A 12,722-nucleotide genomic window follows, 5' to 3' on the forward strand; every position below is an offset into this window, starting at 1 on the left:
GCCTAATCGCTCCTTGTTTTATCTGTTTGACCATTTGGCTACAAAAAAATCCTTTTCTCCGTAAAGAAGAAAAGGATTTAAGACATACGTATACTGCTTCGTATTTACCGTTTCCTTTTCAGCCTCACGGGACTGTCTTTTAAAGGTCAATTCACTTTTAATTATTATCACATTGAATGGTGTTTATGTCAATAGAATTCTTTCACTTTTTGTAATGTTTCATTAAAGATTGCTGGTGGTTCTACTTCAAAGTGCATCCATTCGTTTGTAGTTGGATGTTCGAAACCTAATTCTCTCGCATGCAACGCTTGTCCATCAATTTTTAACGTTTTCCTTGGTCCATACTTTGGATCGCCAACTAATGGAAACCCAATATATTTCATATGCACCCGAATTTGATGCGTTCTTCCTGTTTCTAACACACACTTCACGTGCGTATAATTATTGTTGATACGTTCAATTACTTCAAAGTGGGTAATCGCTGGTTTGCCACCAGTAATCACGCCCATTTTTTGACGGTCTTTCGGATCACGCCCAAGTGGAGCATCTATAGTGCCATATTCATGTGGAATGGCACCATGAACGATCGCTTCATAAGATCGTTTTACCCTCTTTTCTTGTAACTGTTCTGCTAATTTTTGATGAGCTTGGTCATGTTTAGCTACCATCAATAGTCCGCTTGTATCTCGATCAATTCGATGCACAATGCCAGGTCGGATCTCGCCGTTTATACCCGATAAATCATTACAATGATATAACAAGGCATTAACAAGTGTACCAGCATAATGTCCAGCGGAAGGATGAACGACCATCCCTCTGGGTTTGTTAACAACAATAACGTCTTTATCTTCATAGACAATATCTAATGAGATATTCTCTGGTTCGATCTCAATCGTTGCTGGTTCTGGCACTTCCCACGTAATCATTTGCGCTTCTTCGCATTTATAATTGCTTTTTACTTGGTTACCATCCACTAACACGTAACCATCTTTAATCCACATTTGTAATTGTGAACGTGAAACGTCAGGTAAAATGGTCGTCAACAACTTATCAATACGCGTACCACTTTCCGCTTCACTTACCACATGGCTTTCTTCTGATGTCATGCTTGTTTACGCTCCTTCTTCTTCTTTTCATCCATAAATGTTGCGATTAGTACTAAAATTACTCCCACTACAAGTGAAGAATCTGCAATGTTAAAAATGGGATAATTGTAGTTTCCAATATACATATCAAAAAAGTCGACCACTTCTTTACGAAAGAGACGATCAATAAAATTACCAATTGCCCCACCTAAAATTAAGGCTAACGAAATCCCTGTTAACATACTGTCTTTTGCAAATTTTTGTATGTAATAGGCAACAAAGATAATCACAATGATTGTAATGATGTAAAAAAAGGACATTCGACCTGCAAGTATGCCCCATGCAGCACCTGTATTTCGATGAGAAGTAATATAAAAGAAATTTTCAATGACTGGTATACTTTCTCGCAATTCCATATTAGCGACTACCCACCATTTGGTAAATTGGTCAATCACAATGATGACAAATGCGATAGCATAATAACGCATAAGTTTCCCCCGTTCTTTCAATCGTGTTTACTCTTTATGCATTTTACCATAAAAGCGTAAAAAAGAGAAAATTGTTATATCCATTAGGAGGAGGAGCAGAACTCCGTCTATAGTCGGTAGTATGATTCAAAAAAATCCGCTATGATTAGATAGTTGTTATACAGATAATCGTGTCTATGAAGGGGGAAACTAAATGGGGACATTTCGTAACTATCATCGCAACATTAAAATACGTATCGCACAAATATTTTTATCTGACATGGTATCTGGCGCTATTTTTCCTTTTATCGCTATTTATTTCGCAGAATATTTTGGTGCAACCATTACAGGTCTTTTACTTGTGATTAATGTCATTGTTAGCCTTTTTGTTGGATTATATGGTGGCTACTACGCTGATCGTGTAGGTCGAAAAAAATTAATGGTGATTGCTGGTATTATTCGAATGGTAGCTTTTTTTATTATGACGTTTGCAAACTCTCCGTTCTGGGTTTCACCAGAGATAACGTTTGTTATGGCCATCTTAATCACTGGTTCATTTGGTTTAGACGGGCCAGCCGCAGATGCTATGATCATTGACATTACAAAACCATCAGAAAGAAAAGGCGTGTATTCGTTATTGTATTGGAGTTTTAACCTAGCATTTGCTGTTGGTGGCATTATTGGAGCCTTATCATTTGAAAACTTTCTATTCGAATTATTGGTCATCATGACGATTACTAGTATTGGTTCTAATATTTTAGTTATTTTCTTTATTAAAGAAACCATGGAAAAAGTAGAGGTAACAGTGGAGAAAAATGTACTAAAAAGCATGTTATCCAGTTACAAAGATGTCGCTTTTGATAAATTATTTTTATGGTTCGTTTTTGCTGGTGTCATGATCCAATCAATTGAAAATCAAATGGAAAATTACATCGCCATTCGATTAAATAGTGATATGCCAACCCAAGACATCTTTGGATTTTCTATCTCAGGTGTTGAAATGGTTGGATTCTTGAAATCGGAAAATACAATTTTAGTTGTTTTATTTACAGTGTTTATTACAAGGATTGTTTCGAAATGGAAAGAAGGTAGCACATTCTTATGGTCCATAGCTATTTTTACCATTGGATATGTTGGTATTAGTTATTTAGATAACATTTGGTTATTATTTTTCTTTATGATACTTGCAACAGTTGGTGAATTGATGCGTGTTCCGATTCAATCTGATTTTCTAGCTAGTATTCCAACCGATGATAAGAGAAGTTCATATATGGCTGTTTATGGATTAGTCTTTAATGGTTCGATGATGATTAGTTCATTGTTTGTCACATTAGGAGGACTCTTTTCAAAAGAAGTCATGTCACTACTAATCTTGGCTTGTGGAATGATTGGTATGGTTGTGATGAAGTATATTATGAAAGACTTAAGAGCAAGACGAGATGCACAGATGACAAACGCAGGTTGATTAACAAGTAGTTTTATCATTTTTGTGTTTATGCTCCCTTTCACCGAGGGCAGCGCCTCAGCTGAATTTATAGCAAAGATCCACTTGGCAAAGTGTTCTTCTTTACCAAGTTAGTAAAACCGTGCCTGCTGACACCAAGTAGATTTCCTCTGCAGTTCAAGCGTCGGTCTGTCATACTTTAACAATGTTGAAATGAAAATCAAACGATCAATTGACACAAAGAATTTAAAAATGACGTTGGTGAGTTTTTTTTACTCACCAACGTCATTTATTGTTGTTAGACTTTATTTAATTTTCATAGTTTCTTTTTACAATGGTAGCACAGCGCTTGCATAGCGTTGGATGATCATGATCTTCCCCTACGGTATTTGAAGCTACCCAACAACGTTCACAACGTTCTCCTTCATGTTTTTCAACTTTCACCATGACATAATCATAGGATTTGGCATTTGCGACATCATCTTGTAGTACCACTTCTGAAACAATAAACAACTGATGTAAATCTGAGATATTTTCTAATACTTCTTTTGTTTTCGCATCATTTGGAGCAAGCATTAGTTTTGCCTCTAAGGATTTACCGATTACTTTTTCTGCACGAGCTTCTTCAAGAGCTTTTAATACATCATTCCGCACTTTCATGAACATATCCCATTCTCCTTGTAACTGTTCTTGATTCTCAAGATCTCGTGCCACTGGCATATCAGTTAGTTGTACATGGCTTTCTGTTACACCAGGGATATACCTCCACGTTTCTTCCATCGTGTGAGTAAGAATTGGCGTAAGAAGTTTAACTAAGCTTGTAATAACTTCATGATAAACCGTTTGAATACTACGACGTTTAGGATGATCTGCTGCTTCAATATATAAAATGTCTTTAGCAAAATCAAGATAAAAAGCACTTAATTCTATTGTACAGAAATTATGAATGCTATGATAAACCGTTGAGAAATCATAATTATCATAAGCTTTGGTAACTTTTTTAATTAATTGTTGTAGACGTAATAACATATAGCGATCTACTTCTTGCAATTGATCATCGGCTAAAGCATCTTTCCCTGGATCAAAATCAGCTAAATTGCCAAGTAAGAAACGGAAGGTATTTCTAATCTTACGGTACCCTTCAGACGTTTGTTTAATGATTTCATCAGAAATACGTACATCTGCTTGATAGTCTACAGATGCTACCCATAAACGTAAAATATCTGCCCCATACTGTTTCATTACTTTGGATGGTACAACTGTGTTTCCTACTGATTTACTCATTTTTCGTCCTTGACCATCAAGCGCAAATCCATGACTGATAACTGTTTCATAAGGTGCTTTACCAGTTACAGCAACACCAGTAGAAATAGATGAATTAAACCAACCACGGTATTGATCGGAACCTTCTAAATAGACATCTGCTGGGCGACGTAATTCGTCTCGTTCGTGTAACACACCTTGATGAGAAGAACCAGAATCAAACCACACATCCATAATATCCATCTCTTTTGTGAATGTATTATTCGGACTATGTTCTGAAGTGAACCCTTCAGGTAAAAGATCATTTGCTTCCCACTCGAACCAAATATTCGAACCATGTTCTCTAAACAATTTAGAAACATGCTGGATTGTTTCATCCGTAATAATTGGTGTTCGATCTTCTCCATAGAATACTGGGATTGGAACTCCCCATGTACGTTGACGAGAAATACACCAGTCTTCTCGGTCACGAACCATGTTGTAAAGGCGTGTTTCACCCCACTTAGGTAACCAATTAATACGATTAATCTCACTTAAGATATCTTCCCTAAAATCTTTAATTGAAGCAAACCATTGATTTGTTGCACGGAAAATTGTCGGTTTTTTGGTACGCCAATCGTGTGGATAAGAGTGCGTGATAAAGTTAAGTTTCAATAACGCTCCAACTTCTTCTAGTTTTTGCGTAATTTCTTTATTAGCTGCGTCATAAAATAGTCCTTCAAATCCTGGCGCTTCATCTGTGAATACCCCTTTTTCATCTACTGGACAAAGCACGTCTAAACCGTAACGTTTACCAATGATAAAGTCATCTTCCCCGTGACCAGGAGCAGTATGAACTAATCCAGTACCACTTTCCGTAGTAACGTGGTCTCCTAAGATAACTAACGAATCTCGATCATAGAATGGATGTTTTGCAACTAATCGTTCTGCTTCTTTCCCCTTAAATGTTTGCACAATTTCATGGTTTTCCCATTCCAATGCTTCAGCAACTTGAGCAATCATATCTTCTGCAACAACATATTTTTGATCATTAGCTTTTACTACTGCGTAAGTTAAGTCAGGATGTACAGCAATAGCTAAGTTTGACGGAATCGTCCATGGCGTTGTGGTCCAAATAATAAACTTCTCATCTCCTGCTAATAGTGTGCCAGGTTCTTTTACATCAAAAGCAACGTAAATAGATGCTGAACGTTTATCTTGGTATTCAATTTCTGCTTCCGCTAATGCTGATTCAGATGATGGAGACCAATAAACAGGTTTTAATCCTTTGTAGATATAGCCTTTTTTCGCCATTTCTCCAAATACTTCAATTTGGGCAGCTTCGTATGCTTTATTTAATGTGATATATGGATTATCCCAATCACCACGAACTCCCAGTTGTTTAAACTGTGTACGTTGATTATCAATTTGTTTTAACGCATACTCAGCACACTTACGTCTAAATTCTGCAACCGTCATTTTTTTACGATTTACTTTTTTCTTCGCTAATGCCTGTTCAATTGGTAAACCGTGTGTATCCCAACCAGGAACGTATGGCGCATGAAATCCACTCATAGATTTATATTTAACAATAAAATCCTTTAAGACCTTATTTAGTGCATGCCCCATATGGATATCACCATTGGCATATGGAGGTCCATCATGCAAGACAAATAATGGTCTGTCTGCTGTACGTTTTTGTACATTTTCATATAAGTTTTCTTGCTCCCACTCTTCCTGCATCTTTGGTTCTTTATTTGGTAAATTTCCTCGCATAGGAAAAGCCGTTTGTGGCATTAATAACGTATCTTTGTATTCCATTTAAAGTTTCCTCCTTGTACTGACTGTTTTTTAAATTTTTTGGTTCTCTGTCAAATGTGGTGGTGTCATTTTTACTCCACCATCTCTTTTATTACACTTACATTATTCATCATACTTCCTGAACCGCAGGGTAAATATACTCGCTTTCCTCGGGCACACAGGACGTGGGTCAGTTAGACGTTGTCACAGGACGTGACGGTTTTCGTCTAACTTCTAGCCACTTAACCAAGTGGATCTTCGGCTCGTGGGACTGCGATTACTCGTCCCATCGAAAACATTTGCTGTTCCCGCAGGAGTCTCGCATATTACCTCTGCTAAGGTACTTTTATAATAAGACGCTTCTTATCTCTTGAGGCCCCAGTATCTTCTTTTTCAATCGCTCAAAACGCTTAATGCCCTAAGATATGCATTTCGTCACTTTTATTGTGTTGTTCACACCCTCAATATATCCATTATTAAAGAGAGGGGTTGCGTGTATTTTTTCTTCGAGGGAAGCTTTGAGAAATCAAGGGATACCACCACACTTAGTATAGAACCAATTTTTTCACGAAAATAAAAAAGTCCTCTACATCCCATAAGGGACGAGAAGACTCGCGGTACCACCCTTGATAAATGAAAATAGACTATTTTCATCCACTCGGCATCGTAACGTGATGAAAACGTCTCAATCTATTACCCAGTTCAATTGAGAAGCTTCAGGGTGATCTTCAATCAAGACACTGTATTAGGCTCTCACCAATTCCTAATTCGCTACGACAGTAAACCAGATTTACTCTCCCTTGCATTGCTAGTTGTCATATAAAATTTATGATAAGTTCATGTGAATGAATTATATGTAAAAATCGCAAAAACGTCAAGCTTTAATAATTATTTGTTTCGGATTCCTCTTCTTCATACGCTTCATCCATGTTTGTATCCAATAGTCCATCCCAGTCGTCATTCTCAACCATTTCTAACTGAGCTTCTACTAACATCTTTAATCGTGTACGGAATACTTTAGCCTGTTTTTTCAATTCTTCTACTTCAATCGAGATTTTACGCGATTTCTGTAATGCTTCGTTAATGATACGGTCTGCATTTTTCTCTGCTTCTTTAATAATTAATTTTGATTCTTTTGTTGCATTCCCTTTTACTTCTTCCGCAGTTTCTTGTGCAATTAAAATGGATTTATTCAAAGTTTCTTCAATGTTTGAAAAATGACCTAAACGATCTCTCATATCGTCAACTTGTTGTTTTAATTCCTTTTTTTCACGCAAAACAAGTTCATAGTCTTTAATCACTTGATCTAAAAATTCGTTCACTTCATCCTCGTCATAACCTCTAAATCCACGGGTAAATTCTTTGTTATGGATATCTAATGGTGATAATGGCACAATGGCCACCTCCTTATGAAGTATTATTTCCTTTTACCTTGATGTGTAAAATTCGACACAAAAGTTAAAATTCCTGCTTATTTTTCTAATTTAATATTTGATAGCGAACAATCCATTTATTTTTTTTGGATTGCCCAACGATTTCAAGTAATTTGCTACGTCCTTTACCTCGAAATGAAAACATATCGCCTGTTTCCACCCGAAATGCTTGATCTTCAACAACTTTAAAATTAACTTTAACGTGACCTTTCACAATTGCCTGAGCTGCATTTTGTCGAGATACACCGTAAATTTGTTTCATCAGTACATCTAGCCGTAGCGAGCTAACGGTTGTTTGTCGTTCATTCCATTGTTCTTCACTTGTTATCGCACGATCAAATGGTACCTCTACCCATTGTATCGACGCTTTTTTTATTGATGTGAAGTTCATTTTAACAAAAGGAGCAATATCGGAAGCTACTGCAATTTGTATATAGTTGTCATCTATGACAATATCGCCTAATTTCCGTCTTAGCAATCCTTGTGATAAAAAGGAACCTAGGACATCACGGTGTTCAATCGTAACGAATTTTTTAGGATATGTAGCTTGTAATAAAATGATCGGAAAATCTTCCTCTTCCACTTGTTCATAAAATGGAGCTAACACAGCTTGTCTTCTCTCAGCGTTAGCTATTCCGCCAAAAAACTCAAGTGCATATTGCTCGTCATTACCGATCAAACTTTGGAAAATTTGTTGTTCTCGTGGATCTAAAAAATCACTATACTTTCTTACAAATTGCGTATCTACTTGATCACGGGTTGACAACACTTGATCAATAAACGGTTGCTCTTCTTTTCGAAAGTGTTGGTATATATCCATCTACTCACCTACAAACTCTTTCATCTTTACCAAACAATCCAACTAAAAAGAACATTTACTCCAGTTCGAATAAAGAAATTCAAAACAAAAATAGCGACAATTGGTGAAATATCTAGCATACCAATTGGTGGAATAATCCTTCTAAAGACCTCCAAATAAGGTTCACATATTGAACCCAAAAATCTTCCGATAGAAGATTCTCTGGCCCCAGGAAACCATGACATTAAAATATAAATAACTAATGTCCAACTATATATTGAAATTAATGACATTACAAAATCATATATCATAAAACTTACCACCCCTGCTCGTAATCTTCGTCCTCGCTAATTAACTGTGTAATACTACCAGATACATCGACATTATCCGGCGTACAGAGAAAGGTATGTGGTCCTAACTTTTGCATTTCTCCAGACACAGCATAGACGGTTCCACCTAAAAAGTCAACAATTCGTTTTGCTTGTTGAAAGTCAACTCGCTGTAGATTTATGACGACCGAACGACGATTCACAATATGATCGGCTATTTCCTGTGTTTCGTCATAAGATCTAGGCTCGCATAATACCACCTTTGCGCTTGACTGCACTGATTTTAAGCTAACAACATTTTGATTATTGGATGCATTATGTTTATTACTTCGTGACATGCTATCTGTAGCAGGTTCACTAGCTTCATTCATCTCTTCATATTCATACTCATAGTCATCTTCAACTGTAAAAAGATTTTTGAATTTGTTTTTAAAACTCATTATTTCACCTCTTTCTTATATGCTTTCCCCTACTAGTTTTGATCCTAAACGAATGTATGTCGCTCCTTCTTCAATAGCAATGACATAATCATTACTCATACCCATTGATAGTTCCGTACAAGGAGCATAACTTAAAGTTAGCGCTTGAATTTGGTCACGTAATTGTCTTAATTGACGAAATGTTTGACGAAGAATGGTTTCATCTTGTGTAAATGGTGCCATTGTCATTAACCCTACAATTCGTATATTTGGGTAATTCTCTAAATTCTTCACAAAGTCTATCACTTCTGATAAAGCAAGTCCATGCTTGGAATCCTCTTCAGCTACATTTACCTGAATAAAACAATGAATCGGTTGGCTTGCTCGTTTATTAATTTCTTTTGCTAATGACATTCGATCAAGTGAGTGAATATAGTCGACTTGATCAATGATATGTTTTACCTTTTTGGTTTGCAGTGATCCGATAAAATGCCAAGTTATTTCTTCTGAACTTAAGCTTTCTTGTTTTTCTAATAAACCTTTCATTCGATTTTCACCAAGTTCACGAATACCAGCAGTAACTGCTTCTCGCGCACGTTCAACACTTACATACTTTGTAACACCAATAATTGTTATCTCTTCAGAACTTCGATTTGCGTTTTCACATGCTTCATTAATTCTTGCATTTACCTCGTTCAAATTGGCTTGCACACTCAATTGATTTAACTCCTTCACTTTCTTTCAAACATTATTTACGCCCAATAAATCCTAACATCCTACCAGTTTTTCCACCTTCTCTACGGTGTGAAAAGAATTTATCATCATGATACGTACAATAATTAGTTTGATAAATATGTTCAGAATGGATACCTTTTTCTAATAAGATCTCTCGATGCAATGTTGATAAATCAAGGAAATAATGCGATTCATTTGTTTTACTAGTCACTTGATCACGCAATGACAACGGTATTTGATCATAAACACGCTGATCAATTTCATAATATTGATAAGAAATGGCGGGCCCAATTGCTACCTGTAATGTAGCAATGTTTGCTCCAGAACGCTGTAAGGCATCTACCATTTTTCCAGCCATTTGTTGCACTGTTCCGCGCCAACCAGCATGTGCAATCCCAATCCAATTCGTTTCTTTGTCCCAAAAGTAGAGTGGAACACAATCAGCAAACATTGCTGTTAGTAAAACGTTATTTTCCTTTGTAATTAAACCGTCAACACCAGCTAAGGTCGTTAAATGGTCTGTCGCACCTTTTCCTTTGTCATTGGTAGTAACAAGATGAATAGACGTGCCGTGTGTTTGCTCTCCCATCACCCAGTTGGTTAACGGAAAGCCAAGTAGCGTTGCTAGATGACTACGATTCACTAATACATCTTGTTTACAATCATTTACATGGAGGCCCAAATTAAAAGAGTCGTATGGCGGTTTGCTGATACCTCCATCTCTTGTTGTTATACCAACATATAAATCATGTTGTTGCTTCTTCCAAGCTTCTATTTCAAGCATTGATGAATGATCTTGAATAAATGGTTCCAAATCATTCTCCCCTCACATTTTAAACTATTTTATCATAATTTTCGTTGAAATTCTCACATAATGCGGAAACAATACAAATTAACTAGATAATAATCTATCATTATCTTTAACCAGTATAACATCCGAACCTACAGTCACGATATCTTTCCATGGAATAATTAGTTCATCTTGTTTGGAGAACATGGGAATACCCTTTGGTTTACTACTCACTATTAATTGTCTGATACGACCATTGTCTACATCGATCTCTAGATCTGTAATTGTTCCAATTCGCTCACCCGTCTCAACTTTAATTATTTCTTTCGCCTGCATATTTGTCAATGTTACCATTTTTCACACCTACCTTTACTATTGATTATATGCAGGGTTACTACTTTTTTTCGAAATTTCAATTATTCTTCTTTAAAGGATAAGAAGTGAAGAAAATAGCGACATCTTAGCTTAGGAATGTATGTTCAAGCGTTTTTATAATTCGTACTACTTACACATCAAAAAACAGATGCAAAATTATCTTTGCATCTGCTTTCCTCTAACTATTAAAAATATTACTCAAACATCTCTTTATTCATCTCTTCAATCGCTGCTTTTTCTAAACGAGAAACTTGTGCTTGCGAGATTCCAATTTCTTCGGCAACTTCCATTTGTGTTTTACCGTGGAAAAACCGCTTTGTTAAGATCATTTTTTCACGTTCATTTAGACGATGCATACCCTCTTTTAACGAGATTTGATCTAGCCAATTGTTTTCTTTATCTTTGTCATCACTTAACTGGTCCATAACAAAGATAGGATCTCCACCATCATTATAGATAGGCTCAAACAAAGAAACAGGGTCTTGGATAGCATCCATAGCAAAAACGATATCTGCATGAGGAACGCCCATTTCTTCTGCAATCTCCATTGCTGTAGGTTCTTTTAGTGATTTACTCATTAACTTCTCTCTTACCTGTAAGGCTTTATAAGCTGTGTCTCGCAAGGAACGAGATACACGAATCGGATTATTATCACGTAAATAACGACGAATCTCACCAATAATCATCGGGACAGCGTAGGTAGAGAATTTTACATTTTGCCCCAAATCAAAATTATCAATTGATTTCATTAAACCAATGCAACCAACTTGAAATAAATCATCTCCATATTCTCCTCGATTTTGAAAGCGTTGAATAATACTCAATACCAAACGGAGATTTCCGTTAACTAATTTTTCTCGAGCACTCCGATCGCCTTCTTGCATTTGTTTAAATAGTACGCGCATTTCTTCGTTCTTAAGTACCGGCAATGTAGATGTGTCTACACCACAAATTTCAACTTTATGTCTCGTCATGATCTATCCTCCCGTTTGGAGATGCTGTTCATGGAACAGTATCACCACCGGAAAGATCTTTTATGCAGGAAAAATATCCCGCTAGCTGTTTCTAAAATAGTTAAAATTAGTACTGACGCGACTTAGACCATCTTATTAAATTCTTTTTGTAGTCGCCGAATAATTTTCTTTTCTAAACGCGAAATATAAGATTGGGATATACCTAACATATCTGCCACATCTTTTTGAGTTTTTTCCTCATTTCCAACTAACCCAAAACGCAATTCCATAATTTGTTTTTCACGCTCATTAAGTTGTTCTAAAGCATTTTTTAATAATTTCTTATCGACATCTGCTTCTAAGTCTTTAATTGTTATATCATCGTCTGTGCCCAATATATCCGATAACAATAATTCATTCCCATCCCAATCAATGTTTAAAGGTTCATCAAAAGAAACTTCAGATTTTAGTTTATTATTTTTACGTAAATACATCAGAATCTCATTTTCAATACATCTAGAAGCATAAGTTGCTAGTTTAATTTTTTTGTCTATATTAAACGTGTTGATTGCTTTAATTAAACCAATTGTTCCTATGCTGATTAAATCTTCTATATTAATTCCAGTGTTTTCAAATTTTCGTGCGATGTAAACAACTAGTCTTAGATTACGTTCAATTAACATAGCTCTTGCTGCTTGATCTCCAGTCGATAGCTTTTGTAAAAGTATTTGTTCTTCTTCTTTTGATAATGGAGGTGGTAAGGCTTCGCTACCTCCTATGTAGTATATTTCTTTTGGCTTCAGACCTAATTTTCTGCGAATTCGGTACCAAGTTAATTGCAATCGGAATAT

At 36.1% G+C, this 12,722-nt stretch carries 13 protein-coding genes, 1 pseudogene and 1 other annotated feature; of the genes and pseudogenes, 1 reads left to right on the forward strand and 13 read right to left on the reverse strand.

Annotation, left to right across the window (positions count from 1 at the left end; translation table 11 throughout):
- Positions 1 to 188 precede the first annotated feature (188 nt).
- The gene (locus DES48_RS03045) at positions 189 to 1,106 is read right to left on the reverse strand and encodes an RluA family pseudouridine synthase (protein ID WP_113866717.1); all 918 of its coding nucleotides are present in this window, start codon (positions 1,104 to 1,106) and stop codon (positions 189 to 191) included.
- Positions 1,103 to 1,573 carry a signal peptidase II gene (gene lspA, locus DES48_RS03050; RefSeq protein WP_113866719.1) on the reverse strand — a complete coding sequence of 157 codons (471 nt, stop codon included), beginning with the start codon at positions 1,571 to 1,573 and terminating at the stop codon, positions 1,103 to 1,105. The genes DES48_RS03045 and lspA overlap by 4 nt, the downstream gene beginning before the upstream one ends.
- Positions 1,574 to 1,766: 193 nt before the next feature.
- On the opposite strand from lspA, the gene DES48_RS03055 reads away from it, so the two are divergent.
- Positions 1,767 to 3,017, forward strand: a complete 1,251-nt coding sequence (locus tag DES48_RS03055; RefSeq protein WP_113866721.1) for an MDR family MFS transporter — start codon at positions 1,767 to 1,769, stop codon at positions 3,015 to 3,017.
- Between the two features lie 288 nt (positions 3,018 to 3,305).
- Here DES48_RS03055 and ileS read toward each other — a convergent pair whose 3' ends face one another.
- The 11 genes and pseudogenes from ileS to sigE all read right to left on the reverse strand — a co-directional run bounded on the left by ileS (position 3,306) and on the right by sigE (position 12,722).
- Positions 3,306 to 6,059, reverse strand: coding sequence for an isoleucine--tRNA ligase (ileS, locus tag DES48_RS03060; protein ID WP_113866723.1), 2,754 nt, complete (start codon positions 6,057 to 6,059; stop codon positions 3,306 to 3,308).
- 325 nt (positions 6,060 to 6,384) lie between these two features.
- Positions 6,385 to 6,519, reverse strand: a pseudogene (locus DES48_RS16565) (transposase); the annotation flags it as partial.
- A gap of 114 nt (positions 6,520 to 6,633) precedes the next feature.
- Positions 6,634 to 6,853, reverse strand: a binding site (T-box leader).
- 66 nt (positions 6,854 to 6,919) lie between these two features.
- A complete protein-coding gene (locus DES48_RS03070) occupies positions 6,920 to 7,432 on the reverse strand; it encodes a DivIVA domain-containing protein (RefSeq protein WP_079709378.1) in 513 nt (170 codons plus the stop codon).
- 85 nt (positions 7,433 to 7,517) lie between these two features.
- Positions 7,518 to 8,291 carry a YlmH family RNA-binding protein gene (locus DES48_RS03075; RefSeq protein ID WP_079709377.1) on the reverse strand — a complete coding sequence of 258 codons (774 nt, stop codon included), beginning with the start codon at positions 8,289 to 8,291 and terminating at the stop codon, positions 7,518 to 7,520.
- 26 nt (positions 8,292 to 8,317) lie between these two features.
- Positions 8,318 to 8,581 carry a YggT family protein gene (locus DES48_RS03080; protein ID WP_113866725.1) on the reverse strand — a complete coding sequence of 88 codons (264 nt, stop codon included), beginning with the start codon at positions 8,579 to 8,581 and terminating at the stop codon, positions 8,318 to 8,320.
- A 5-nt stretch (positions 8,582 to 8,586) separates the two neighbouring features.
- The gene (locus DES48_RS03085) at positions 8,587 to 9,039 is read right to left on the reverse strand and encodes a cell division protein SepF (RefSeq protein ID WP_079709375.1); all 453 of its coding nucleotides are present in this window, start codon (positions 9,037 to 9,039) and stop codon (positions 8,587 to 8,589) included.
- 15 nt (positions 9,040 to 9,054) lie between these two features.
- Entirely contained in the window at positions 9,055 to 9,735 is a 681-nt protein-coding gene (locus tag DES48_RS03090) for a YggS family pyridoxal phosphate-dependent enzyme (RefSeq protein ID WP_113866727.1), read from the reverse strand.
- A 31-nt stretch (positions 9,736 to 9,766) separates the two neighbouring features.
- On the reverse strand, positions 9,767 to 10,567 hold the full coding sequence (pgeF, locus tag DES48_RS03095) for a peptidoglycan editing factor PgeF (RefSeq protein WP_245911262.1): 801 nt from the start codon (positions 10,565 to 10,567) through the stop codon (positions 9,767 to 9,769).
- Between the two features lie 78 nt (positions 10,568 to 10,645).
- On the reverse strand, positions 10,646 to 10,897 hold the full coding sequence (locus DES48_RS03100; protein ID WP_113866729.1) for a YlmC/YmxH family sporulation protein: 252 nt from the start codon (positions 10,895 to 10,897) through the stop codon (positions 10,646 to 10,648).
- A gap of 215 nt (positions 10,898 to 11,112) precedes the next feature.
- A complete protein-coding gene (gene sigG / locus DES48_RS03105) occupies positions 11,113 to 11,892 on the reverse strand; it encodes an RNA polymerase sporulation sigma factor SigG (RefSeq protein ID WP_079709372.1) in 780 nt (259 codons plus the stop codon).
- Between the two features lie 122 nt (positions 11,893 to 12,014).
- A complete protein-coding gene (gene sigE, locus DES48_RS03110; protein ID WP_113866832.1) occupies positions 12,015 to 12,722 on the reverse strand; it encodes an RNA polymerase sporulation sigma factor SigE in 708 nt (235 codons plus the stop codon).

The organism is Paraliobacillus ryukyuensis (assembly GCF_003315295.1).
Taxonomy (GTDB): domain Bacteria; phylum Bacillota; class Bacilli; order Bacillales; family Amphibacillaceae; genus Paraliobacillus; species Paraliobacillus ryukyuensis.